Genomic DNA, 23,334 nt, shown 5'->3' with positions numbered 1-23,334 from the left:
GTTTATCCTCTTAAAATAGTGATCGGATCCACACGGGATGCCTTTCGCGATGGCAGATAGCCAGCCAGGGCAGTAGTAATAATGCCGAACGTAAAACCGGTGATATAATATACCGGGGCAAAACTCACCGGTAAATGATCCAGGGTGATCATCACATCGCTTTTGTAGGGCATCTTTGAAATGCCATAAGAGCAAAGAAAACCAAACAAAAGCCCCAGCAATGCACCGGTAACACCGATCGTCAGCGCCTGTACCAGGAAGATCCACCGGATGTCTGCATCAGAAAAACCCATTGCCTTCAGGATGGCAATATCCTTCATCTTTTCATAGATCATCATGGTAAGGATATTAAAGATCCCGAATCCTGCTACCAGCAATATGGTAACGGCTACCCCATATACGATCATATTGCGGATCACATCGCCTTCAAGGATAGTGGAGTTATCCTGTTTCCAGTCCGACCCGTGGAAACCGTACTTCGCCTGCAGCTCTTTTGAAAACGCAGGCGCCAGCTCCATATCGTGCAGCTTGACCTTGATATCCGTGATATATGCGGCGGGCACACCGAGGAAACGTTGTACAGTATTAAGACCGGCATAACTCTGCTGCTTGTCGATGTCTGTCATGCCTGTTTTAAAGATCCCCACTACCGTTACATAAAATGTATTTCCTTTCTCGGTAGTGAGTGTAAGCCGGTCGCCGGTTTTCAGGTTAAGCCTTTTTGCCAGCCCCGCGCCCATAACAAGACTGTTGGGCATAGTGCTTAGTTCCTGGAAACTTCCATCTATCAATTTTGCCTGGAGATTAAACAGGGAATTCTCCGCTTCAAAATCAATCCCGTTGACGATCCCATTGATAGCGCTGGATCCCAGCCGGTAAAATACCTGTGCATTGACAGATCCTGAAACGGCGCTCACCCGGTGATCGTGCTGCAGGGTTTGAACAATCTGCTTTCCATCTTTCAAACTCAGGAGAACATCTTTGGGCTCTACATGATCCACTATGTTTACCGCCTGCGTTTGTACTTTGTCGAGGATAGTGCCTGGCGTAGCCTGTACTTCATTATACAGGCGCAGGTGCGGCGATTGCTCAAAGGCGATGTTCCTGATAAATTCATTGGAGCCTTTGATAAAACTTACCATGAACACAAAAACGGTGATCCCGAAAGCAACGCCGGCGGTGGCCACAACGGTTTGTTTCAGCCTTGTGCGCATATGCGTAAATGCAATGGATGCGGCCAGTTGCATGTTGGTAAATACTTTCATGGCTTATTCCTTTTTTGCGATGATATCCCCTGGTTGCAGTCCGCTTGTTACTTCCACCCAATCGCCGCTTTTCGTATGAGTGCCGATATGGACCTTCCTTAATTCCTTTCCCTGCTGAAGGTATACGCTGTCACCTTTCAGCAGGTAATTTGCGGGGATCATTAATGCGGGAACATTTTCACGGATAATAATATTTGCTTCTACTGATGATTGGGGATAGAAGGTGCTACTGTCAAGCACAGCGGCTTCCACCTGGAAGCTCCTGCTTTCTTTTTGCAACACGGGAATGATTTTATTGATAGTGGCGGCAAATTGTTTGCCTGCATATACATCTGTTTCAAAATATACTTTCTGGCCTGTTTTAATTTTGGTAATATCCCTTTCATCCACCAGCAGTTCCAGTTTGAATGTACCGGGCAGACCTATCATCAGCACTGGGCTGTTGAGAGGCACAAGTTCTCCTTCTTTCAAATATATTTTAAACACACTTCCATCCACGGGGCTTTTCAGCACTTTTCCTTCTCTTACCTGGTTATTGGCCGCCAGTTGTTCACGGGTTTGCAGGAGCTTATCTGTCAGCGTATTTTTTTGTGAGAGATACTGCTGCTGTAATGCCTTGTAGGTACGCAAACTACCCGCGGCCTGCAACCTTGCCTGCTCCGCTTCTTTTTCCGAAACAGCTTTGTCTTTTGCGAGGTCCGTATACCGCGCAGCGTTTATTTCATCCGCTTCATACTGTTGTTTTGCCTGTTCAATCTTTTCCTGCAACTCACTGAGCGGAGCAGAGCCATCATTGACATTATGGCCAGCCAATGCTACCTGGCGCCGGAGGATATCTGCCTGTGTTTGTTCACTGGGTGTTCCCAATACCGCCAGTACCTGGTTGCGGGTAACGGTATCTCCTTCCTTTACTTTTAGCTGCAAAAGCAGGTCGGTGCTGTTGGATTTCAGGAAATAGTAAGTCGCGGGCATAATTTCTCCTGAAGCATACACCGCTTCATTAAGGGCGCGGCGCTGTACAGTGTAAACAGGTGTTTTTTGTTTACAGGCAGTTACCAGGATGGCTGTTACTACTATTAATAAAAGCTTTCTCATGTAAGCTTATTTATTTTGTAGGTAATTAATTTCTGTATAGTGCCTGAAAAAATCCATGCGGGCTTCATTCAGTTGTTCCTGTGCTTTATAGAGATCGGTTTGTACCTCCTTCAGCTGGATCATATCGATGATACCTTTATGGATCTTCAAAGTAGTGAGTTGTTCATTCTCCGTTGCCAGCCGCGTGTTTTCCTGTTGCAGCCGGATATTTTCAGCGGCCTGCTCCAGTAATACTTTTTCCTGCCGGTATTTTTTTTCCTGTTGGGATGTATAATTTTTGAACTGCTGATCCGCCGCTTCCCACCGGGCTTTGCGGCTGCGGGGCGTGTAGGTGGTCCTGCTGAGCGATAGGGGCATGCTGAGCTGCAGGCCGATGAAGCCTACCGTAAACCAGGGCGACCGGGTGATGAAATTGCTTTTATCGCCGAAGCCGAGTTGTTCCCAGCTGCCTTTGATATGCAGGCTCGGATAAATAGTAGATAAAGAGGAGCGGTAATCCTGGCGGGCGGTTTTCACTTTCAGTATCTCCGCTTCATAACCCGGTAATTCTTCCGCATTAAAACCGGCAACGGCCAGCTTCGGCAGGTTGCCTGAAGGCGCAACCGGCAGCGTGTCTTCCAGCGGAAAGCCCATCCAGAATTTCAGATCCAGGCAGCTTTGCTGTAAACCGGCAATGGCTTTTATGTGCTCCGCTTCCCGGTTTTTCAACAGTGTGGCGGATTGGTTTAATACGATTTTGTCGATCAGCCCTTTGTCAAACTGCCGGGTGATCAACTGGTGAACATGCCCATAATTTTCCTGCAGGCGATTGGTAACAGTAACGTATTCCTGTTGCTGCTGTACGCTGTACCAGGCAATGCGCACATTTTTCAGCAGGGTTTTCAGAAGGGAGCTGTATTCCGCCTGTGCGCCCTGCTCCTGCAACCGGGCCAGTTTTATGCGCTGCCAGGTTTGTACATCTACCAGTGGCAGCTCAGCATTCACGCCATAGTTGCCCATCCAGGGAGTTCCCATTCTTACCGGTACAAAGGTGCCTGCGGGCTGGTTTACCAACTCTCCCGGGAATACCTGTACGGGGATTTTCCAGTAGTTATTGATGGCGCCATTTACTGTTAGTTCGGGGGCAAGCTGTGTTACCGCCGCCTTACGATCCTGCGTACCGGCCTGAACCAGCTGTTTTTGGGCCAATACGTCCTGGTTATGACTGGTAGCATATTCTAGGCATTTCTCCAATGTCCATTGCGAAGCGTTGTTTACGGGCATGCTTTGCCCGGCTGCTATCCGTACATGGAAAGCCAGTAACAGCAACAGTGTGACTGTTTTCATCTGAATAAATTAATTTCTTTTAGTTCTGAATTAAAAGAACCATTATAGGCAAAAAAAGAGATTATTTACGTTGTTGTTTTAATGCAATGGTTCTTTTCCATCGTTCCAGGATCAATGGAATTTCGAACAGCATCATTTTATATAACCCTGATATGTCTTCCAGCTCCCCGTTAAAATCATCATCAGCCTTCCTGATGGTCCTGATATCATCCAGTATATTGTAAAACTGTTTTATCCGGGTAGACAGGTACTCTTCACTGAACATACTTTTCATATTCACGGAAAAGTACCGCTTACGCTGTCCGCCAATGGTTTTGGCGTCTACCATCTTTACCGATTCCAGCATCTTAAGCGCGTTGGATACGGCGCTTTTGCTTACCCTGAAATAGTCCACCATTTGTTCAAATGTGGCCTGGTGCTCTTCACTCAGCATCAGGTATATATATATCCTTGCTGCAACCGGTGTAAGCCCCATTGATTCCATAGTAGCACTATGCTGCTCAATCTTTTCCCTGTACTTTTCCAAAATAGTTACTGATATCCGGGTGTAAAGGTATAAAAGAATTTTTGTTTTCCTAAAAGAGAACCAATTATACTCCCGGTGAAGTTAGCTCATCGCGTACACAATAAAATTTGAATTTCTGTAAAAATGACCGATCTTAGATTACAGGAAAAAGAAGCCCCAAAAGACGAGTAACTCCAATTTACACCCCAAACTCCCGATAGCCGAAGGGGCTCCCTGTGTATTCAAATCAACCCCTGGAAAACATCATGGAAGCACTTGAAAAAATTTTCTTTATCAATGTTGGCGTCAATGGCACCTTTGCCGATTCCGGCCATTTATCATCCTCCCCTGCCGATGTGGAAAAGATCTTTGATTTCCTTGAAGAAAAGGATATTGAAAAACTGCTTATTTATTTCCATGGCGGATTGGTGAGTGAAAAAAACGGGCTAAAGACGGCCACTGTTATGAAAGAACATTTTGCCTGTACAGAGGCTAAAAGACATACCGTTTCCTTTGTATGGGAAACTGGTCCGGCGGAAGTAGTGATGCAAAACCTGCAAAACCTGAAAGAGCTTACCGGTAAAGGCACTTTTGATGAGATCGTGAAGTTTGTAACCAAACTGGTTGCCAAAAAGCTGGGGCTCGATGATGCAAAAGGCGGCGGTACCTACCTCAGCGACGAAACCATTACCATAGAAAAACAGAAAATAGCCCCTTTCGAAGACCTGGATAAATCGCTGGACGCCCGCGGTGGTGCTCCTCTTGAAATAGATGAGGAAGACGAAAACTACAGCACCTACTACGCCAAACTGGAAACAGAAGCTAAGGGCCTGGTCAGTGCCGAAGGATCAGACGAGCTAAAATATGAACAGCCCGAGGGGGATGAAATTGCCAGAGGTGGAATGTTGTTCGTGGCCAGGGTGGTGGCACAGATTGCCTTTGCCGTGTTGAAACGTTACTTAAAAAAAACGCACCACGACTTCTACCCTACTATTATGGAAGAAGCTTTCCGGAAACTGTACCTGGATAAAATCGGTGGATGGGGATGGAAACAGATCAAAGATAAATCCGGCGGCATGTTCAGCAGCAATAGCGGTCTAAGCGGAAGCAACCTCCATGCCGGTACCTACTTCCTTTCCCTGCTGGATGCGCACCTGCAAAAACGAATGGCCGCAGGGAAAAAACTGGACATAGAACTGATAGGCCACAGCGCCGGCGCCATTGCCGTATGCAACCTGCTGGAAGCCACCAGCCAGAACTTCAGCGGCATCACCTATAACAACGTCTTCTTCCTTGCTCCTGCCTGCCGCACTGATTTCTTCCTGCAGAAAGGAGCCCCTGCCCAGGAAAAAGGAGTGTTCAAACATTTTAAAATGTTCACCATGGAGGAAAGCAATGAAAAAAAAGACCATTGCATTCCTTTTGCTTATACCCATTCCCTGTTATACATGGTATCCGGCCTGTTTGAAGATGAAGTGGATGCAAAAATTATGGGACTGCACGAACAACTGAAGGCCAGCGGCCGCTATGAGAACTTTGATGAGCTTAAAAAGCTGAACCAGTATATCAGCAATAATAAACTGATCCTTTCCACCGACCTGGAAAACACAGATGAAAGCCTGCGATGCAGCTCTCTTAAACATGGCGACTTCGACAACGACTTACTCACTTTAACCGCTATTCTAAAAAGCATTTAACCCATGGAATATGCAATTATAGTAGGTATTGACCATTATGATAAAAGGGCACTCTCCGGGGCGGTAGCAGATGCAGAAGCATTCGCAGAATTTCTTACTGATATGCATCTTGTTTCCAATCCCGACAACATTAAACTATTGAAATCTGATGCCAATAACCAGGTGGTGATTGGCTATGAAATTGATAATGCTATTGAAGTCTTCACCGAAAACGCCAAAACGCATAAGAACGAAACAAACCGCTTCTACTTCTATTTCTCAGGACATGGCATCGGTAATACCTTCAGCAATACCGCACTTTGTATGCGGTTCTGGCCTAAAATGATCAACCACTGCATATCCAGCCTGGACTACCTCACAGGGCTGATCAACAAAGGGATCTTTGATGAAGTGCTACTGTTCCTCGACTGCTGCCGCGAGAGCGACACTATTATAAAAGGGCTCCCTCCCATTGGCGACTGGCAGAATAAGGTAGGCGAACGCGTTCCCAAAGTACTGGTATGCAACTCCACCATTTACGGAAAACTCAGCTATGAAGTATCTATAGACTCCAACCAGAAAAGAGGCGCCTTTACTTCTTTTCTCATCGAAAGCCTGAAAGGAGATGCCGATATCAATAATAACGGCAGGATCACTGCACTTGACCTGAAGCAGCATATTGAAAGCAATTTCCCCACCTATGCCCTGAAATACAACAAGATCCAGAATGGAAGCGCCTATACAGACAATGGCGGCGATAATATTGTGATCTGCGAGGTAAAAAAGCTGGAGAAAGCCTACAACTTCGAGATCACCTTTAACCGCAATTCCAATGTAACCCTCTACAATAAAAACGCGGATAAGCTACGTACGGATAACGTAAGTATAGGAGATAAATGGCATTATAAGCTGGAAAAAGGGAATTATGTATTACTGGACAATGTAAGTGGTGAACAAAAAACTATCATCAACTTCTCTGAAAATACGATGGGTTATGAACAATTCTGAAGATAAATTCCATATTATCGTGGATTTTAACCAGCCGGTGGAAGGGCTGCACCTGGTGCTTGTAAACGGCGACCTGCAGATCATTTACACAGGGTACACTTCGGGGCTGGATATGTTCGTGGAAAAAGGCATCTACCGCCTGAAGGTAACCCTGATCGATTATTACCAGGAATACCTGCTCATAGTAGATGAAGATAAAACATTCCGTTTCGACATCGACTATCCTTCCGTGGCGCCCATACTATCATTCAAAGCCACCCACGAATACCTGAGCAAAAACCTTGAAACATTCAGCACCATATCTACCAATACCAATACACCCGGTCGGCCCAACTTCCTGTTCTTTGGCGCTAAATACGACAGGAACAGCTTTCCTGACCTGGTGCCTGTTACACTGCTTAGCGGCTATTCCATACTCAGCAGCGCCAATGAAGTACTGGTTGAATTTGATACTGCCAACACCCGTTTCAATAACGAAGAAGGCTGGTTTATCTTCTCCTGCAAACTCGACAAAGGCTTGTATTTCCTGAAGGCGAACGGTACGGAGGCCCCCAGGATCTTTCCATTCTATATTTATGATCATTATCAGACCCAATTCATGATCCGCTACCACAATAAAGCGGATATGGAAAACTGTTTCTTCTTTTATTCCAACAAACAGTCGTTTCACAGGGAAGCTGAAGAATACCTGGTACTGGACAAAATTATGTACGCATTTAAAGATTACAAAAATTTCCAGAAACTCAGTGATAACGACCGCCTGATTATCCGGGAGCATCCTTTCCTGGTAACGCTGGTCCGGGCCCTGCAAATACTCGCCACCGGAAAAAATACAGACTTTACGGAAAACGAATTCCTTCCTTTACCGGACCTGGAGCTATTGGCAGGCAACAAACAGCTCATTGAGCTCAACAACCTCCTGCCCATCCTTTCCGCTGTGATGACAAAGTTTGCCGTTAACGAAAATAACGGGGGGATTAACTTTGAACAGGAACTGCTGGTAGATATGGTCATTGACTACGTTAAGTATGATCTTTACTGGAATAATTTTTCACAGATAGATGCTCCCTACAGCAACCTCACGGGGTTTATGAACCGGTTAGACGAGCTCACAAGAAACTTTATTACACATCCCTACATCGCTAATGTAAAAGGGAATTCCTACCAGGAGCGCCTTATCCAGGCTGTTAGCCAGCTTATTGCCACCAACCAGACAAAGGAAGCCATCAAGTTGCTCACCAGGGCAGACAGCATTTCTACTATAGCCAGGCAGTTGAACTTACCTGTCAGCCAGGTGTTCCGGAACTTTGATACCTATAATGATATCTATAATAAGATGAAGCCAACGCAGCAGGCAGGTGATCTCCCTGCCGGAGATCAATACTCTTCCGCCTTATAACCTTTTTTGAAGTAAAACAGCTCACCACAGCCACCTCATAAATACAGCATTTTCGCTATTTTCAGCGAATCCACTACTTTTGACAAAACCATCTTAAAAAAATATGACCCAATCATTCAGAAAGGGCGCTATCGGTGCACTACTCGATGAATACGAGAAAGCTATCGCAGCGCTGAAAGAAGTGATTAAAACAATACCCGATCAGGCGCTCACCATTATCACTGATCCTCACACGTCCGATGATAGCTGCCGGTCTGTTCAAACTATTTTATCGCACGTGGTCAGCTCCGGATATGGCTATGCTACCAGTATTCACAACCTCCATGGCCACCAGCTGGCAAGACCTGCTAAAACATTTCACCTGACCATCAATGAATACATGGAAGACCTGGACCAGGTATTTATCTTTACAGAAAAAATATTCAGCGCATTTAAAGATGATGAGCTGGAACAAACAGATGACGCCCTTAAAATAAAAGCAGGCTGGGGACAGGTATACGATATAGAACAAATGGCCGAACATGCCATTGTGCATGTACTCCGCCACAGGCGGCAAATTGAAAGGATTAAACTGCAGCAGCTTGGGGATATTCTAAAACACAATTCCTACGATAAATAAACCAGCACTCACCGATTTGTCGCCAAATACAACACCCTTGCAGCACTTACTTCTGCGCTACAATCAAGAACCTGTCTTTCCGGACATCCAGGAAAGTATTCATAGCAAAATAATCCGACAGCCGCGCCGATAACTGTGTAAAATCGAAGCTATCGTATTCGTCGAACAGGTAAGGCATAGAGCGGATATAAAACAACAATGCACCGGTGTCATAAAATCTCATAAAACCTTTGTCTTCCTCCTGGTGAATAATATTAAACGGTAGCGGCGCAAACTCCTGCAGGGCATAGTCGATATTCCAGTGCAGGAATTCCTCATTGGCTTTTACCTTCAGTACCTCCGCTATGGAAAGATCGCTCCGGCCATCTACCTGTTGGGTAATAAAATACCCGCCGGGCTTCAGGATGCGGTACACTTCTTTCAGGTCATAACTCTCATGACGATCTATCACCAGGTCAAAATAATTATCTTCAAAAGGCAGGTTATCATCTGTATAATCGTGAATAAGCGTTCCTCCGAATGAGCGCAGCTTCTTTTGTGCCAGCTCTCACGTTAGGAAGGTACCCTTCGGTAGCGTATATACGAAGTTGCTCCTTATCCGGCAGCAGGCTTAAAAATTCGCCGCCGCCGGTACCCAGGTCAAGAAGGGTGCAGCCTGGTTTCAGGTAGCGGCAAATAACCGTGAAGTAATTCCAGGGCAAAGGGCTTTCCATCATCCTGCCGGTATTGGTGAGATAAGTGAAATCCCACCCTGTTGCTTTTTCTTCCTGCATACATCTTTATTTAAAGTTACATAACTCCAGGATGCCGCAAAAAAGATACCTGATCATCATGAAAAGGAATGTTTCCTACTGGGTCGACCCATAGACGGAAGTTATTTTTTTGACCTGATCTTATGCTTATGCTGTTGCCCCCAAAGGATCATCGCCTGGATCACTGGTCCAAGTGTTTTGCAATAATCATTGGAGGTATATTCCACCAATGCGGGCGATTCGTCATACACCGTGCGCACTACCAGGTTGTTCAGCTCCAGATCTTTCAAGACGCGGGAAAGCATACGCGTGGTAATACCCGGTATGCTGCGCTCTATTTCCCGGAAACGCCTGTTCCCATTGCAGATGGAGTTGATGACAGGTAAGGTCCATTTACCGCCTACCACGTAAATGGTATCCTGTAATGCCTTTAATTCGGCCTGCTGGCTTCTTGGTGCAGCTGCTTTTTCCATGCTATTAGTATTGGTATACTCTGTGATACTGGTAACAAAGTTATACCAATATGCCCATACTTTTGTATGTAAATAATAAAACGATGAACAAAACAATTTTTATTACGGGCAGCAGTTCAGGACTTGGCAAAGCCAGCGCCCGTTACTTTGCAGAACAGGGATGGAATGTAGCCGCTACTATGCGTAGCCCGGAAAAAGAAACGGAACTGGTAAAATATCCTAACATTAAAATATTCAGGCTGGATGTTACCAACCTGGCGGAAGTACAGCAGGCCACACAGGATGCTATTCACGCATTTGGAAAGATTGATGTGGTGATCAACAATGCCGGCATGGGCGTTTATGGGGCATTGGAACTGGCAAAAGAAGAGGATATTGACCGTCAGTTTGCGGTGAACACACGGGGGCCTATTAATATTATCCGGGCGTTTCTCCCGCATTTCCGCAGCATGGGCGGAGGCATGTTCATTAATGTAAGCTCCTTTATGGGCATCACTACAGCAGCGCCGCTGGGATCGTTGTACAACATGTCGAAGTTTGCGCTGGAAGGGTTTACAGAAGGATTATACTATGAACTGAAACCGCTTAATATTGACCTGCGGCTGATTGAACAGGGAGGCACTACAGAAACCAACTTTATAGAAAACGTTACCTGGAATGTAAACCCGGACATCACTGCATACGACGACCTAACGCGAAAACTGCAGCACCTGTTTGAAACGGCAGATGCCAGTATGAAAGATGACCGGATGGATATTGTAAAAGTGCTCTATGATCTCGCTACGCGGAAAAACAATAAGTTCCGTACGGTTATCGGCAACACAGGCAACCAACTGATGGCGCTGAGAAATTCAATGCCTATAGAAGCATACCTGGAGCAAATGTCGCGGCAATTTCAATAACACAGCAGATCCAGTTTTTGCCGGATAGTTCGTTTATCCGTTTCCGTTTTAGCAAGTGCTAATGCTTTTTGAAGATGGGTAACGGCAAGGGAATTATCAATACCCGTATACAATTCACCGAGGAGCACAAAATAATAATGATTATCCGTCAGCTGCAGCTTCTCTGCTTCTGCTATAGCAGCTTCCTTTCCATTGGCTTTTGACAAGGCATACGTTCTATTCAGCGCTGCTATCGGCGAATAGCTGATCTGCAACAAACGGTTATACAGTTGCAGGATACTTTCCCACTTTTCCGGGGTGTCCTGCTTTTGTGTATTCCAATAGGCAATAGTTGCTTCCAGGTGGTAACGGGATAGTTTCTTTTCGCCACCCGAAGCTTCATGCAGGAACCACGCACCCCTGGCGATCAGCGTTTCATTCCACAACGATTCATCCTGGTCCTGGTAAAGGATAATTTCACCGTTCTCATTCTTACGGGCCTCAAAGCGGGAAGCATGAAAACACATCAGGGCAAACAATGCCTTTACCTCCGGCGTATTGGTGGCTGTATTTCCGATCAGCAGGTAAGTAAGCCGCATAGCCTCCAGGCATAAATCTTCCCGTAGCACAGCATCCTGGCTTTCCGAATAATATCCTTCATTAAAAAGCAGGTACAGGGTGGTAAGCACCCTATCCAGCCGTTTCCTGATCTCCGTTTCCGGTGGGAATGCGATCTCCACTTTTTCCTCCCGCAGCTTCTCCTTCGCCCGGAACAGGCGCTTATTGATAATTTCCTTATTGGTTAAAAAAGCGTTGGCAATTTCTGTAATCCCAAAACCGCAGAGTATGCGAAGTGCAAGCCCTATCTGCGCTTCTTCAGAAATACAGGGATGGCAAATGGCAAAGATCATCTGCAACTGGCTGTCGGTGATATTCTCTTCCGATAAATCAATCTCCGGCACTTCTATTCCGGATGTCCTGTTTCTTAGCTGGACAGCAATTTTTTCTGCAAACAACTTATTACGCTGAAAATAATTCTTCGCCTTATTTTTGGCCACAAGATACAACCATGCGGTAGGATTTTCAGGAACACCCTTATAGGGCCATGTTTCCATGGCCGACAGGAAGGTTTCCGCGGCAATATCTTCCGCTACTTCCATGTGCGCTATACCGAAAGCCTTGCAAAGCACGGCTATGATTTTCCGGAACTCTGTCCGGAACAGGTGCGGTATTAAGCCAGGTTGTTCCATACAAAAAACATGAGGGGTATCAAAAGTAATCTGATGGTATTGAGGATTATTCTCCTGCTTCCTGAAATATCAGGGAGAAGTTACTTTTGATACTCCCTCTGTATAATTTTTAATGACGCTCCACCTTCCTTACTTCCACGGTATTGCCGTCGCCCTGTAATACGGGGCTTCCTTTTGCAAACTCCACCGCTTCTTCTATGGATGCGGCTTTCACAATAATGTACCCACCGATAGTTTCTTTAATTTCACCGAAAGGCCCGTTGGTCACTACGTTGTTGTGATGTACCACCCTGCTGTCGGCAAAAGGCAAACCGTTCCCTTCCACAAATTTGTTTTGCGCGGCAATCCCGCCGATCCAGTCCATTGTTTGCTTCATCCAAACCTGGATTTGCTCCGGGGAGGCTACTTTATTGCCATCCTCGTGTCTGAAAATCAACATGAATTCTTCCATCTTTTTAAGTTTTAAGTGTGATAATATACCTTATAACAAATGGAATGGCAGCAATTGGACATGCCTGCCCAAATATAATTAACAGTAGTGGAATATGGTTCATGCTGCTTTCGTGAGGAATAACTATAGCCCGTTATTGGCTGGGCTTCCTAAGCGATAAACGCGGAAACCATCATCGAACGCAGCACCTGTCTCTGTTCTAATGGCTTTGGCCGCCCGGCGGATCCGCTCCTTCCCTATTTCACAAATATTTTTGTAGCCTGCATGATAAGCTTCACTGTCTTCATCCGTAGGTTGGGGTTCCTGAACCAGGATAAATTTCCGCTGTTTCCCGGTGAGCGCTGCTACCGAATACACTGCATGTGCTGTAGTGGCAGACCCTGAAAAGAAATCCAGTATTATATCACCTTCATCTGTAGCAAGGGCAATTAATTCAGCGATCAGGGATACCGGTTTTGAATACTCAAATATTTTCTCCCCGAACAATTTGCTCATATCTTTTTTGGCGTTATCGTTTGAGAAGCGGTTATCAATAAGATCAAGGCTGGAGAAGGCTTTTGTCCTTTCTTTCATTTCCACGGAATACCGGTCGCCCGCACGGGAAATGGTAGCTTTCTCGTATGTTTTGGTATAGATCCGGTAACCGTTCCTTGATTGCTTCAACACTACGAAACCGTTCTTTCTTCCAAATTCATATAGCTCTTTACTCCATCTCCAGCAGAAATCACTTTTAGGATTCCGTTGCTGTCTTCTTATCATTTCCTCACGGGTGACATTTCCGGGGCGCAATACCTGACCCTCTATTTCAATTTCATAATCCATGGAAGGAGAATACTGAATGGAGCTGTAATCCAGGGTCTGGCTTAATTTATACCGGCCTCTTTCTGCTTCATACTCATCCGAATGAATATACCCTGCAGCATCAAAACGGGAAGTATTAAAACGGGTGGAGGGCGACCTGCGGTAACACAACACATAATCATTATTTCTGGCGATCATGCTGGTTGATTTACCTGCTTTTTTGGTGATGCGTGGCAGGCAACTTACAAAGTTCATCTCCCCGAAAATTTCATCACAGATCCTCCTTAGATTGGGTAATTCACGGTCGTCAATAGAAATAAAGATGATACCGTCTTCCCGCAATAATGTACCGGCCAGCTTCAGGCGGGGATACATCATAGACAACCAGCCGGCATGATACCTGCCGCTGGCTTCGGGGTCAGGCATTGCTTCCTCCTGCTCACTGAGCATATGATAGCTTGCGCTGCTTTGCCTGAAATTATCGTGGTATACAAATTTCCGGCCGGTATTATAGGGCGGATCAATATAGATCATTTTGATGCTGCCTGTGTATTGCTGATGCAGCAGTTTCAACACTTCAAGATTATCTCCTTCAATATAGATATTCTCCGTTCCATCAAAATTCACCCCATCTGTTTTCACCGCATGCAGCACCTGTGTGGCCGGTAAGCCGGCAATGGCCATAGCTGCGCGTTTCCCCGGCCATTCCAGGCTGTATCTTTCCTTTGGGCCTTCCTGTTGCAGCAGCCAGTCGGCTTTCTGCAACACCATGTTATAAGTATTCCATACAGCTTCGCCCACTTTGGTAGTACCTGCCATATCCGGGTTGATCCGGAATCCCAGTTGCGTGTAACAGGCCACAGCATTATGGTTCCAGTCGAATACATTCAGGTCAACTGCAGTATATTCCGTTGTGCTGAATAAGCGGTTCACCATTTCCTTCACCACCAGCTTCCCCAATCCTTTGTTGCGCATGCTTTTTTCTCCTATCAGGATGCGTGACAGGCGGGGCATCTCCTTTTCGAAATTCAGTTCACAGTGCCCGATCACCTGTCCTGTTTCCAGCAGGCGGATCTTAAAAGGCTGCTTCTTTGTTTGCTGCAGGTAAGCGGTCAGCTGCCCGTGGGTTAGCGGGTAAGTAAACAACGGGCCTGCAAACTGGACCAGTGCTTCTTCATTGTCGACCCACGAGATAAAACGATCAAAATCCGCGGCAGTAAATCTTTCCAGCTGTATCATACCCTTAAAAGTAGACCATTGCCACTAAAATTACAAATGCCAGGCGGGGTGACACCCGTCTTCCATCCCCTCTTTCCTTTTATAAAAAATAAGGAAGAAGTACCTCCCTCAAAAAAAATTCCCTCAAAAATTTGCAAACTTAAACGTTTAAGCATATTTTTAAAAGATGAAGAAAGTCTCGCTGAAAGATATCGCTACTGAAGCAGGTGTATCCACTGCGCTGGTATCTTATGTGCTGACCAACAAGGATAAGAAAGCCCGCATCGGGGAAGGCATGGCAAAAAAGATCCGTGAAATTGCGCGGAAGCTGAATTACCAGCCCAATCACATTGCCCGCAGCCTGAAAAGCGGGAGGTCTTTCACTATTGGCCTGATCGTGGCGGATATTTCCAACCCCTTCTTCGCCAATATTGCGCGTACGATTGAAGACGAAGCCAAGAAGCACAATTACAATGTGATCTTTGGCAGCTCCGATGAAAACGTGGATAAATCGCAGGACCTGATCAATGTGCTGGTAAACCGGCAGGTCGACGGGCTGATCATTACGCCTACCGAAGGATCGGAGCAACAGCTGCAGCAGCTGAAAGAGCAAAAGATCCCGTTTGTGCTGATCGACCGCTTCTTCCCGGGAATTGCAGCCAGCTATATTACTGTTAACAACCGGGAATCCGCAGCAGGCGCGGTGTCACACCTTATTAAGGCCGGCAGGAAACGTATTGGTATGGTGGCGTATAAAACTACCCTGCATCATATCAGCGAAAGGATTGGCGGTTACCAGGATGCATTACAACAACACCATATAAAGACAAGCAACAGTTTGCTGAAGAAAGCAAGGTACTCGCATCTGAAAGAAGATATACAACTGGCAATTGACCAGCTGCTGAAAGGAAAACACCCTGCAGATGCCATCTTTTTTGCCACCAACAGCCTGGCCATAGAGGGACTTAAATATATTAACACACTTGGCATACGCATACCGGATGAACTGGCGGTGATCACATTTGACGAAGGAGAAGCGCTGGACCTGTTTTATGCACCGGTAACATTTGTAAGACAGCCGATCCTTGAAATAGGAAAAGCGGCGGTACGTGTGTTACTGGAGCAGATTGCCGACGATACTTCCGCCACTACGGCCATTAGTATTGATACCACACTGGTAATAAGGAAATCCTGCGGGAGCCGGTAATTTAAAGCACGTATGAAAATGATCCTTTAAAATATATCATATCGCTTAAACGATAAAGCATTATTCAGCGAAACCCGTAAACCTAATCTTTTAATATTCACGTATGATGAAAAAACTATTGCGCCTTTCTTTGTTTGCGCTCTTAACATGGACCACAGCCAGCGCCCAGCAACCCTTTAACGGCCTGGAGATGAACATGGGGAATCTTTACCGTTTATCCGATGCAAAAACCCGTTCTATCAGCCCGGAAAACTTCAGCGGCGAGCCTGGCAAAGGCGGCATGGCCACACTGGAACAGGGTAATGCCCGCGGCGCTGCAAGGGAACTGGGCCAGGGATGGAAAGTAAATCCATATATTCATATTGAGCCGGGGAAAACCGTTACCCTCGCTGAAATAACCGGCCCTGGCGCCATTCAGCATATATGGATGACACCTACCGGCAATTGGCGCTATTCCATTCTCCGTTTTTACTGGGACGATGAAACCACTCCATCTGTAGAAGTACCGGTAGGCGATTTCTTTGGTATGGGCTGGGGAGAATATGCACCGCTCAACTCACTGGCTGTATGCGTTAATCCCGGCAGCGCCTTTAACTGCTACTGGGCTATGCCTTTCAGGAAGAAATGCCGCATCACCATGGAAAATATCAACACGGAAAGAATGACGCTGTACTACCAGGTAGATTATACCCTTACTAATGTACCGGAAGATGCCGGCTACTTCCACGCCCAGTTCCGCCGCAACAATCCCGTGAAAGACGCCAGCTTTACCATGATCGACGGTGTAAAAGGAAAAGGCCAGTATGTAGGCACCTACATCGCCTGGGGCGTTAACAATAACGGCTGGTGGGGTGAAGGTGAAATAAAATTCTTTATGGATGGCGATAAACAATATCCAACCATTTGCGGCACCGGTACAGAAGATTATTTCTGCGGTTCCTATAACTTCGATAACAAAGGTCGTTACCAGGAATTCTGCACACCGTATTCCGGATTGGCCCAGGTAATACGCCCCGACGGGTTATACAAATCACAACAACGGTTTGGCCTGTACCGCTGGCATATCATGGACCCGGTACGTTTTGAAAAAGAACTGAAGATCACCATACAGGACCTGGGCTGGCGCAGCGGCGGGCGCTATCTTCCGCAACAGTCTGATATCAGCAGCGTAGTATACTGGTACCAGCGGGAACCACATGCACCATTCCCCAAGCTACCGGCTATGAACGACCTGGAAGTAAACTAATCATAAAAATATGAGCAGAACATCATTAACAGGATTGCAGATGATAGGCAATAATTTTTCCGGCGAAGGCGACCATACCTTCCGGGCATTCTCTCCCCTGCAGCAGCAATGGCTGCCGCAGGAATTCAGGGAAGCCACCACCGGTGAAATTGATTCGGCTTTACATTTAGCCGCACAGGCTTTTACCGTTTACAAAAAAACAACTCCTCAGCAAAGAGCAGATTTCCTGCTCGCTATCGCCGAGGAAATAATTTCCCTGGGAGATGAGCTGATCAACACAGCTTCTGCTGAAAGCGGGCTCCCATTGCCGAGGCTACAGGGAGAAAGGGACCGTACCACCGGGCAGCTCCGGTTGTTTGCAGCCACCGTCACAGAAGGATCCTGGGTAAATGCGCGTATCACCACGCCTGCACCGGACCTGCGGCAAATGCAGATACCTGCAGGCGTTACCGGAATCTTCGGCGCGAGTAATTTTCCACTGGCATTCTCCGTTGCCGGAGGCGACACCACTGCTGCACTAGCGGCCGGCTGCACTGTTGTATTCAAAGCACATCCTGCACATCCGCATACATCGCACTTAACTGCTACGGCTATACGTAAAGCAGTGCTGCGCACCGGTATGCCCGATGGGGTTTTCTCACTGATACACGGTACCTCCAATGAAACCGGGCAATACCTGGCAGCACACCCGCTGGTATCAGCTATTGCCTTTACCGGCTCCTTTAAAGGCGGCAAGGCACTATATGAAACGGCTACACGAAGACCGGTTCCTATTCCCGTGTACGCAGAAATGGGCAGCGTAAACCCGGTGTTCTTTCTTCCGGGTATTTTACGGGAGAAGGGACAGGCGCTGGCTACCCAGTTCCTTCAATCTGTTACCCTGGGCACCGGGCAGTTTTGTACCAACCCGGGATTATTCATCACTGCGGCCGGTAACCCTACCGATGCTTTTATAGATGCGCTCCGGCAAGGCATCGGCACGCTGCCCAATGGCTACATGCTCACTCCCGGGATACTGGAAGCCTATCACAACGGCATTGCTGCATTGCGTGCACAAGGAGTGCAAATATTAGGAGAAGCCGGGGCTGCACCACAACAGGCCAGTCCCAGCCTGCTGCAGGTAACAGCCACACAGGTACTGGAAAACCCTGCCCTCTGCCATGAGGTATTTGGCCCTTCTTCCCTGCATATCCATGCCGGTAGCATAGAAGAAATATATACCGTGGCACAGCGCCTGGAAGGGCAGCTTACTGCTACTATCCATGGCACAGAAGAAGAACTGAAAGAACACGCTGCCTTGATTGATATACTCCGGGAAAAAGCCGGCAGGATCATCATCAATGGCTTTCCTACAGGCGTAGCCGTTAGTCATGCTATGGTACATGGAGGCCCCTGGCCAGCTACAACCCCGGCCGCCGGCACCTCAGTAGGTACCGCCGCCATTTACCGCTTCTGCCGCCCTGTATGTTACCAGGACTTTCCCTCCTACCTGCTTCCACCGGAATTACAGGATGAAAATCCCATGAAGATATGGCGGCAGGTGAATGGCGATATTTCAAAAAATCCCCTCTAAATATTACGTATGGACCTGGGTTTAAAAGATAAGATCATCATCGTAACCGGCGGCGCCAAAGGCATTGGCGCCGCCATCAGTGCCGTACTGGCACAGGAAGGCGCCATTCCCGTTATTGTTGGCAGAAGCGAAGCAGACAATCTCCGGCACCTGGAACACATACAGCAGACCGGTGGCAAAGGTGCACAGGTGACAGCCGAGCTTACCGATCCGCAGGCATGTGAAAAAGCCGTGGCCACCGTAGCGGCGGAATTCGGGCGTATAGACGGACTTGTGAACAATGCCGGTATCAATGATGGCGTTGGACTGGAGAAAGGAAGCTACGAAGCATTTATGCAATCGCTGCATCGTAACCTGGTACATTATTACCTGGTAGCGCATCATGCGCTTCCCTATCTTAAAACATCCAAAGGAGCTATTGTAAATATTACCTCCAAAACTGCGGAAACGGGGCAGGGTAATACATCCGCCTACGCGGCGGCCAATGGCGGCCGCAATGCGCTTACCCGGGAATGGGCGGTGGAACTGCTCCCTTTCAGCATCCGTGTAAATGCTATTGTGGTAGCGGAATCATGGACGCCTTTATACGAAAGCTGGATCAACACCTTCCCCGATAAGGAAGCGAAACTGGCCAGCATCGTGGAACGCATTCCACTTGAGAAACGCATGACCACCCCGGAAGAAATTGCCCAGATGACCGCCTTCCTCCTGTCGGCGAAATCAAGCCATACCACCGGGCAACTTATTCATGTGGATGGCGGCTATGTACATCTGGACAGAGCCCTGGTGTAAACTCATTATATTCAAGCAACAATGAAACAAAGCATCTTACAGATCCATCCGGGAGATAACGTTTGGGTAGCGCTGCAAAATATTGCCGCAGGTACAGCGGTAAGCGACGGGCAAAAAACGGTAACGGCTATACGCGATATTGCCGCCAAGCATAAAATGGCGGTGAGCCCTATTCCTAAAGATAAACCCGTAATTATGTACGGCGTATTGGTAGGACTGGCCAATGAAGATATTCCTGCGGGGGAACTTATCACCACCGGCAATATACGCCATGCTTCCGGGCAGTTCAGCGTGAGCGGGGAACGGCATGCCGAATGGACGCCACCGGATATATCTCCCTGGAAAAACCGCACCTTCATGGGCTATCACCGCAAAGACGGGAAGGTAGGCACCGGTAACTACTGGGTCATTATTCCCCTGGTGTTCTGCGAAAACCGTAACGTACAACTGCTGCATGAAATGCTGGTAAAAGAGCTGGGCTACCGGGCATCTTCACCGTATGAAGCCATGCTGCAACAACTGCTGCAGGATTTCCGGCAGGGCAATACATCTCACAATCCCACCGCTGCACTTACACTCCCTACCCGCACCTTTCCAAACATTGACGGCATCAAACTGCTCACACATACCATGGGCTGCGGCGGCACAAAAGATGATGCCCGCACTCTCTGCGGCCTGCTGGCAGGTTATATTACACACCCCAACGTGGCCGGCGCAACGGTGCTAAGCCTGGGATGCCAGAATGCACAGATCAGTATCCTCAGAGAGGAAATTGAAAAGAGATCACCGGGCTTCGACAGAACAGTGATTTACCTGGAACAGCAACAGGAAGGTTCAGAAAAAACACTGATGACCAAAGCGCTTCAGCAAACATTTGAAGGATTAGCCTATGCTAACCAATGGCAACGGCAACCGGCTCCTCTCAGCAAACTATGTATTGGCATGGAATGCGGCGGCTCCGATGGCTTCTCCGGTATCTCCGCTAATCCCGCTGTTGGCAAAGTGGCTGATATACTGGTGGCGCTGGGCGGCTCAGTAATACTATCAGAATTCCCGGAACTGTGCGGCGTGGAACAGGAACTGAGCGACCGCTGCGTGACTACGGATATGGCTGCACGATATGTACAGCTGATGCGGGATTATGCCAGCAGAGCGGAAGCAGTGGGATCGGGTTTTGACTCCAATCCTTCCGCCGGTAATATCCGCGACGGCCTGATCACCGACGCTATCAAATCGGCCGGGGCAGCCAAAAAAGGCGGCTCCTCTCCCGTAACAGATGTAATAGACTATCCCGGATGGGTACAGCGCCCGGGCCTTGCCCTGCTGTGCACACCAGGCAGCGATGTAGAGTCCACTACCGCAGAAGTAGGCGCCGGCGCTAACCTGGTATTGTTTACTACCGGTCTTGGTACGCCTACCGGCAACCCGGTTACACCGGTCCTTAAACTATCTACCAACACTACTCTTGCCCGAAAAATGCATGATATCATTGACCTGGATACCGGTACCATTATCAGCGGGGAGGAAACCATGCAGGAAGTGACCAACCGCATCATGGAACTGGTGATAGCTACCGCCAGCGGCGACTATCAGACCAAAGCACAGGTACTGGGGCAGGACGACTTCATTCCCTGGAAAAGAGGAGTATCACTATAGTTTGTTTTTATCACGCTAAAAAATGCCATCGTTATGAAAAATATCCTTCTCTCCGGTTGTATTGCTGCAGGGCTTTTTGCCTGTAACGGTGCCGGACCAACGAAAGAACAAAAAGATATGAAGCCTGAAAATTTTGGTGAAGATGTAGCCTTCTTACAACGGCACCTTAAGAATGTAGTAGTATTAAAAAATGGCAGCGACAGCGGCCGGGTAGTAGTGACAGGGGATTACCAGGCCCGCGTTATGACCAGCACCACCGGCGGTGATAAAGGGAAAAGCTTTGGCTGGATCAACTACAATCTCGTGGCATCGCAGCAATATGCGCCGCATATTAATGCCTTCGGCGGTGAAGAACGTTTCTGGCTGGGGCCTGAAGGCGGACAATATGCCCTCTTCTTTCCACCGGGCAAATCTTTTGATTTTGCCAACTGGCAAACACCCGGCCTCATTGATACCGTTCATTATACGGTTACCACCCAGTCAGAAAGCAGCATTAGCTACCAGCAGCAGGGCAGCATTCAAAATTATAAAGGCAGCACTTTTCAATTACAGATCAACAGGACCATCCGGCTGCTGAACAATGCTGATATTGTTTCAGGTATTGGATTCCCATTACCCGAAGGGATCCGCAGCGTGGCTTATGAAACAGATAATACCATCACTAATAAAGGTGATAGTGCCTGGCAGGAAGAAAATGGGTTGCTCAGCATATGGCTGCTCGGCATGTTTAAACCTTCCGATCAAACCGCTATTGTAGCACCTTTCAGATCAGGCCCGGACGCTATCAAACATATCACGGATGACTACTTCGGAAAGATCCCTCCACAAAACTTACAGCTGAAAGACAGCCTCCTGTTATTCCGCGCCGACGGTAAATCGCGTGGTAAGCTGGGCCTCGCCCCGCTTGTAGCCAAAAAAGGCGCCGGTAGTATTGATCTTGAAAACAATACCCTCACCGTTTTACTTTATGAGGTAGTGCCACAGGGACGCTATGTAAATTCCAAATGGGAGCTGCAGAAAGAACCCTTCAAAGGTGATGCGGTGAATTGCTACAACGACGGCCCGCTGGCCGATGGCACACAAATGGGGCCATTCTACGAAGTAGAATCCTCTTCTGATGCACGGGCATTGAAAGCAGGAGAATCGCTCCGTTACCGGCAAACTACCCTGCATTTTGAAGGCGACCGTAAAGCCTTACAAACTCTGGCTATGCAGCTTTGGCAGCTGCCGCTGGAAGACGTACAACATTTTCTCACCAACAAATAAGCTCTCATGAATATCATCCGTATTTATAAAACCACTACTACTTTACTTATTGCCTCCCAGGGAAAATATTACACTGTTATTGCCGGGTGGAACGATTTTGTGAACAGGGAAGGATTATATCAACGTGTGCTGGAAGATCTCAAAGGACTGGAGCCTATTGAAACACCGGCAGCGGAAAAAATTCTCGCCACCTCTCTGTTGCCTCCCATCGGTTCGCAGGAAGTATGGGCCGCCGGAGTCACTTATTACCGGAGCCGTACCGCACGCATGGAAGAGTCCGAAGTTTCCGGCGGCGCTACTTTTTATGATAAAGTATATGTAGCCGAACGCCCGGAGCTGTTCTTCAAAGCTACGCCGCATCGTGTATCCGGTCATGGGCAAACAGTGTATATCCGGGCAGATTCGTCCTGGGATGTACCGGAGCCGGAGCTTACATTATTCATCAGCAGCAAAGGCACCATTGAAGGTTATACTGTAGGCAACGACATGAGCTCCCGCAGTATAGAAGGGGAAAATCCACTATATCTGCCGCAGGCAAAAGTATACGAGAAATGCGCCGGGCTTGGCCCCTGCCTGATGGTACCTGATGTGCCGATTCCGGCAGATACCATTATCCGCATGGCTATTTACAGGAACAATGAAGAACAGTACTCCGACAGTGTGCCCATCAGCCAGATGAAACGGAGTCACCAGGAACTGGTGGATTTCCTGTACCGCGGCTGTGCTTTTCCTGAGGGTTGTTTCCTGATGACCGGTACCTGCCTGGTACCCGACAATAGCTTCACATTAAAGGATAACGATCGGGTAGAGATCAGCATAGATCATATAGGCCAGCTAACCAATAACGTACAGACCTATCGCCTGTAGCAAAAAAA

The 23,334-nt window shown here is 47.5% G+C and carries 22 protein-coding genes; 12 read left to right on the top strand and 10 right to left on the bottom strand.

All coding sequences use genetic code 11. The features are described from left to right. Positions 1 to 2: 2 nt before the first annotated feature. From ABIE50_RS12955 to ABIE50_RS12940, 4 genes are all read right to left on the bottom strand, one after another. Positions 3 to 1,265 (bottom strand): ABC transporter permease, encoded by a 1,263-nt coding sequence (locus ABIE50_RS12955; RefSeq protein WP_209860968.1) that lies wholly within the window; start codon positions 1,263 to 1,265, stop codon positions 3 to 5. 3 nt (positions 1,266 to 1,268) lie between these two features. After that, the gene (locus ABIE50_RS12950) at positions 1,269 to 2,360 is read right to left on the bottom strand and encodes an efflux RND transporter periplasmic adaptor subunit (protein ID WP_209860970.1); all 1,092 of its coding nucleotides are present in this window, start codon (positions 2,358 to 2,360) and stop codon (positions 1,269 to 1,271) included. 6 nt (positions 2,361 to 2,366) lie between these two features. Then, positions 2,367 to 3,686: a TolC family protein gene (locus tag ABIE50_RS12945; RefSeq protein WP_209860971.1), complete on the bottom strand. Its 1,320-nt coding sequence runs from the start codon at positions 3,684 to 3,686 to the stop codon at positions 2,367 to 2,369. Positions 3,687 to 3,747: 61 nt separating this feature from the next. After that, entirely contained in the window at positions 3,748 to 4,212 is a 465-nt protein-coding gene (locus tag ABIE50_RS12940; RefSeq protein ID WP_209860973.1) for a GbsR/MarR family transcriptional regulator, read from the bottom strand. A gap of 245 nt (positions 4,213 to 4,457) precedes the next feature. Between ABIE50_RS12940 and ABIE50_RS12935 the strand changes: the two genes are divergently transcribed. From ABIE50_RS12935 to ABIE50_RS12920, 4 genes are all read left to right on the top strand, one after another. Next, entirely contained in the window at positions 4,458 to 5,888 is a 1,431-nt protein-coding gene (locus ABIE50_RS12935) for a hypothetical protein (protein WP_209860975.1), read from the top strand. Positions 5,889 to 5,891: 3 nt separating this feature from the next. Then, positions 5,892 to 6,875, top strand: coding sequence for a caspase family protein (locus ABIE50_RS12930; protein WP_209860977.1), 984 nt, complete (start codon positions 5,892 to 5,894; stop codon positions 6,873 to 6,875). After that, complete coding sequence (locus ABIE50_RS12925; protein WP_209860979.1) at positions 6,862 to 8,274, top strand: hypothetical protein; 1,413 nt, start codon at positions 6,862 to 6,864, stop codon at positions 8,272 to 8,274. Before ABIE50_RS12930 ends, ABIE50_RS12925 begins: the two co-directional genes overlap by 14 nt. Positions 8,275 to 8,377: 103 nt before the next feature. Next, positions 8,378 to 8,893: a DinB family protein gene (locus tag ABIE50_RS12920; protein WP_209860981.1), complete on the top strand. Its 516-nt coding sequence runs from the start codon at positions 8,378 to 8,380 to the stop codon at positions 8,891 to 8,893. Between the two features lie 46 nt (positions 8,894 to 8,939). Here the strand turns inward: ABIE50_RS12920 and ABIE50_RS12915 are convergent, their stop codons facing one another. From ABIE50_RS12915 to ABIE50_RS12905, 3 genes are all read right to left on the bottom strand, one after another. After that, complete coding sequence (locus ABIE50_RS12915; protein ID WP_354028286.1) at positions 8,940 to 9,374, bottom strand: hypothetical protein; 435 nt, start codon at positions 9,372 to 9,374, stop codon at positions 8,940 to 8,942. A gap of 4 nt (positions 9,375 to 9,378) precedes the next feature. Beyond that, complete coding sequence (locus ABIE50_RS12910; protein ID WP_354027994.1) at positions 9,379 to 9,666, bottom strand: class I SAM-dependent methyltransferase; 288 nt, start codon at positions 9,664 to 9,666, stop codon at positions 9,379 to 9,381. Positions 9,667 to 9,767: 101 nt separating this feature from the next. Continuing rightward, on the bottom strand, positions 9,768 to 10,118 hold the full coding sequence (locus tag ABIE50_RS12905) for a winged helix-turn-helix transcriptional regulator (RefSeq protein ID WP_209860985.1): 351 nt from the start codon (positions 10,116 to 10,118) through the stop codon (positions 9,768 to 9,770). Positions 10,119 to 10,201: 83 nt separating this feature from the next. On the opposite strand from ABIE50_RS12905, the gene ABIE50_RS12900 reads away from it, so the two are divergent. Further along, entirely contained in the window at positions 10,202 to 11,020 is an 819-nt protein-coding gene (locus ABIE50_RS12900) for an SDR family oxidoreductase (protein WP_209860987.1), read from the top strand. Here ABIE50_RS12900 and ABIE50_RS12895 read toward each other — a convergent pair. From ABIE50_RS12895 to ABIE50_RS12885, 3 genes are all read right to left on the bottom strand, one after another. Continuing rightward, complete coding sequence (locus tag ABIE50_RS12895) at positions 11,014 to 12,249, bottom strand: RNA polymerase sigma factor (protein WP_209860989.1); 1,236 nt, start codon at positions 12,247 to 12,249, stop codon at positions 11,014 to 11,016. The genes ABIE50_RS12900 and ABIE50_RS12895 overlap by 7 nt on opposite strands. A 109-nt stretch (positions 12,250 to 12,358) precedes the next feature. Beyond that, positions 12,359 to 12,700: a YciI family protein gene (locus tag ABIE50_RS12890; protein ID WP_142682829.1), complete on the bottom strand. Its 342-nt coding sequence runs from the start codon at positions 12,698 to 12,700 to the stop codon at positions 12,359 to 12,361. Positions 12,701 to 12,823: 123 nt separating this feature from the next. Beyond that, on the bottom strand, positions 12,824 to 14,740 hold the full coding sequence (locus ABIE50_RS12885) for a GNAT family N-acetyltransferase (RefSeq protein ID WP_209860991.1): 1,917 nt from the start codon (positions 14,738 to 14,740) through the stop codon (positions 12,824 to 12,826). 166 nt (positions 14,741 to 14,906) lie between these two features. On the opposite strand from ABIE50_RS12885, the gene ABIE50_RS12880 reads away from it, so the two are divergent. The 7 genes from ABIE50_RS12880 (at position 14,907) to ABIE50_RS12850 (ending at position 23,326) form a co-directional block, all read left to right on the top strand. Then, positions 14,907 to 15,926 carry a LacI family DNA-binding transcriptional regulator gene (locus tag ABIE50_RS12880; protein ID WP_209860993.1) on the top strand — a complete coding sequence of 340 codons (1,020 nt, stop codon included), beginning with the start codon at positions 14,907 to 14,909 and terminating at the stop codon, positions 15,924 to 15,926. A 103-nt stretch (positions 15,927 to 16,029) separates the two neighbouring features. Beyond that, positions 16,030 to 17,172, top strand: a complete 1,143-nt coding sequence (locus ABIE50_RS12875) for a glycoside hydrolase family 172 protein (RefSeq protein ID WP_354027993.1) — start codon at positions 16,030 to 16,032, stop codon at positions 17,170 to 17,172. A gap of 10 nt (positions 17,173 to 17,182) precedes the next feature. Continuing rightward, positions 17,183 to 18,745: an aldehyde dehydrogenase (NADP(+)) gene (locus ABIE50_RS12870; protein WP_209860995.1), complete on the top strand. Its 1,563-nt coding sequence runs from the start codon at positions 17,183 to 17,185 to the stop codon at positions 18,743 to 18,745. A 9-nt stretch (positions 18,746 to 18,754) separates the two neighbouring features. Further along, the gene (locus ABIE50_RS12865; protein WP_209860997.1) at positions 18,755 to 19,537 is read left to right on the top strand and encodes an L-fucose dehydrogenase; all 783 of its coding nucleotides are present in this window, start codon (positions 18,755 to 18,757) and stop codon (positions 19,535 to 19,537) included. 21 nt (positions 19,538 to 19,558) lie between these two features. Further along, positions 19,559 to 21,193: a UxaA family hydrolase gene (locus ABIE50_RS12860; protein WP_209860999.1), complete on the top strand. Its 1,635-nt coding sequence runs from the start codon at positions 19,559 to 19,561 to the stop codon at positions 21,191 to 21,193. 33 nt (positions 21,194 to 21,226) lie between these two features. Next, positions 21,227 to 22,459, top strand: a complete 1,233-nt coding sequence (locus ABIE50_RS12855; protein WP_209861002.1) for a DUF6786 family protein — start codon at positions 21,227 to 21,229, stop codon at positions 22,457 to 22,459. Positions 22,460 to 22,465: 6 nt separating this feature from the next. Next, a complete protein-coding gene (locus tag ABIE50_RS12850) occupies positions 22,466 to 23,326 on the top strand; it encodes a fumarylacetoacetate hydrolase family protein (protein WP_354027992.1) in 861 nt (286 codons plus the stop codon). The last annotated feature ends 8 nt before the right edge of the window (positions 23,327 to 23,334 follow it).

Source organism: Chitinophaga sp. OAE865 (assembly GCF_040546735.1).
Lineage (GTDB): Bacteria > Bacteroidota > Bacteroidia > Chitinophagales > Chitinophagaceae > Chitinophaga > Chitinophaga polysaccharea_A.
This window is presented reverse-complemented; position numbering and strand designations above follow the sequence as displayed.

What these genes read in the sequence shown, in the direction of transcription:
- ABIE50_RS12955 (WP_209860968.1), bottom strand. Translation starts at nt 1,265, where the DNA reads ATGAAAGTATTTACCAACATGCAACTGGCCGCATCCATTGCATTTACG.
- ABIE50_RS12950 (WP_209860970.1), bottom strand. Translation starts at nt 2,360, where the DNA reads ATGAGAAAGCTTTTATTAATAGTAGTAACAGCCATCCTGGTAACTGCC.
- ABIE50_RS12945 (WP_209860971.1), bottom strand. Translation starts at nt 3,686, where the DNA reads ATGAAAACAGTCACACTGTTGCTGTTACTGGCTTTCCATGTACGGATA.
- ABIE50_RS12935 (WP_209860975.1), top strand. Translation starts at nt 4,458, where the DNA reads ATGGAAGCACTTGAAAAAATTTTCTTTATCAATGTTGGCGTCAATGGC.
- ABIE50_RS12930 (WP_209860977.1), top strand. Translation starts at nt 5,892, where the DNA reads ATGGAATATGCAATTATAGTAGGTATTGACCATTATGATAAAAGGGCA.
- ABIE50_RS12925 (WP_209860979.1), top strand. Translation starts at nt 6,862, where the DNA reads ATGAACAATTCTGAAGATAAATTCCATATTATCGTGGATTTTAACCAG.
- ABIE50_RS12920 (WP_209860981.1), top strand. Translation starts at nt 8,378, where the DNA reads ATGACCCAATCATTCAGAAAGGGCGCTATCGGTGCACTACTCGATGAA.
- ABIE50_RS12910 (WP_354027994.1), bottom strand. Translation starts at nt 9,666, where the DNA reads ATGCAGGAAGAAAAAGCAACAGGGTGGGATTTCACTTATCTCACCAAT.
- ABIE50_RS12905 (WP_209860985.1), bottom strand. Translation starts at nt 10,118, where the DNA reads ATGGAAAAAGCAGCTGCACCAAGAAGCCAGCAGGCCGAATTAAAGGCA.
- ABIE50_RS12900 (WP_209860987.1), top strand. Translation starts at nt 10,202, where the DNA reads ATGAACAAAACAATTTTTATTACGGGCAGCAGTTCAGGACTTGGCAAA.
- ABIE50_RS12895 (WP_209860989.1), bottom strand. Translation starts at nt 12,249, where the DNA reads ATGGAACAACCTGGCTTAATACCGCACCTGTTCCGGACAGAGTTCCGG.
- ABIE50_RS12890 (WP_142682829.1), bottom strand. Translation starts at nt 12,700, where the DNA reads ATGGAAGAATTCATGTTGATTTTCAGACACGAGGATGGCAATAAAGTA.
- ABIE50_RS12885 (WP_209860991.1), bottom strand. Translation starts at nt 14,740, where the DNA reads ATGATACAGCTGGAAAGATTTACTGCCGCGGATTTTGATCGTTTTATC.
- ABIE50_RS12880 (WP_209860993.1), top strand. Translation starts at nt 14,907, where the DNA reads ATGAAGAAAGTCTCGCTGAAAGATATCGCTACTGAAGCAGGTGTATCC.
- ABIE50_RS12875 (WP_354027993.1), top strand. Translation starts at nt 16,030, where the DNA reads ATGATGAAAAAACTATTGCGCCTTTCTTTGTTTGCGCTCTTAACATGG.
- ABIE50_RS12870 (WP_209860995.1), top strand. Translation starts at nt 17,183, where the DNA reads ATGAGCAGAACATCATTAACAGGATTGCAGATGATAGGCAATAATTTT.
- ABIE50_RS12865 (WP_209860997.1), top strand. Translation starts at nt 18,755, where the DNA reads ATGGACCTGGGTTTAAAAGATAAGATCATCATCGTAACCGGCGGCGCC.
- ABIE50_RS12860 (WP_209860999.1), top strand. Translation starts at nt 19,559, where the DNA reads ATGAAACAAAGCATCTTACAGATCCATCCGGGAGATAACGTTTGGGTA.
- ABIE50_RS12855 (WP_209861002.1), top strand. Translation starts at nt 21,227, where the DNA reads ATGAAAAATATCCTTCTCTCCGGTTGTATTGCTGCAGGGCTTTTTGCC.
- ABIE50_RS12850 (WP_354027992.1), top strand. Translation starts at nt 22,466, where the DNA reads ATGAATATCATCCGTATTTATAAAACCACTACTACTTTACTTATTGCC.